1 protein-coding gene and 1 tRNA gene are annotated in these 1008 nt (G+C 58.9%); both read right to left on the reverse strand.

The annotated features are described in order from the left end of the window. Positions 1-201 precede the first annotated feature (201 nt). Positions 202-291, reverse strand: a tRNA-Cys gene (locus AC1D1T_RS32690). 285 nt (positions 292-576) lie between these two features. Further along, positions 577-1008 (reverse strand): hypothetical protein (locus tag AC1D1T_RS32695; protein ID WP_477993518.1); only part of this gene is annotated, 432 nt, incomplete at its 5' end.

A 1008-nucleotide genomic window follows, 5' to 3' on the forward strand; every position in this document is an offset into this window, starting at 1 on the left:
TCTCACGAGCGCGGTGCTGGCGGGCAGCGGCGAATTCGCGCCGCTCGAGGCGCCGTGGGCTTTTGTGGAGGCGCTGATGGACTTTGGGGCATCCATGACGAGATCGTGAGCTGGCGTCTCGCAGGCCGCCCGATCGACACGGCAAGGAAGTCCCCATGGCCTCAAAACGCAAACGGCTCCCGAAGGAGCCGTTTTTCACTCTGGAGGCGCGGGCCGGAGTCGAACCGACCTACACGGATTTGCAATCCTCGGGCTCCCTTGCGATTCAATGCGATAGTGAAAAACCGCGCCATTCTCGCGGCAGGCCGTCATGTCCTCGACGCTCTCGACTAGCTGCTTAGACGTCTGATCGTCGATCGAGCGCCACGGCGGATGCGCGCGACAGTTGCCTAACTCTGGATCTGGGCGAGGCCACAGGCCGGACGCGGGCTGCCAGGACCCGGTTAGACGCACGGACGAACCGGTTTGCGGATGCCGCCGCGCCATGGTCGAATTTGATTCAGTGGACTTGGCTTGACAGTTCCTTTGGCGAGACCGTTCCCAAATCGCTCCAAGTTAAGTCCTTGATCCCGCTAATCACTGGCATCGTGAAAATAATACGCTGGAAGGAATTTCCCAGGGGCCGATGGCAGCTGCTAGCGACGCGTGTCCATCCCTCGCCATATCCTTGGGAGCTCGAACCGGAACTGCCTGAAGATAGAGCCAGTGATAATGGCCGCTTGTGATCTTAGAGACTACATCCGTTGGGCTACAGGGGGTTTCGTGCTTAAAGCGAACTGTGACAGAAAATGGCGATCCGAGTGTCTGCTGCGCGATCAGAGGGCGGTCCAAGCCAGGTGCAGATAGCAAGCGCCAGTCCATCGCGCCGGTTGCCGTAATCATCTTCGCATGTAAACCACCCTCGTCGATTTTCTCCGGCACGCTATTTTGCGCGCTGAGGGCATTGCGAGAGCGGGCTTGCAGCCAACGATCGGTCAAAATAACACTCTGACGCGAAAAATCCAGAAG

Source organism: Rhizobacter sp. P2_H3 (assembly GCF_056403355.1).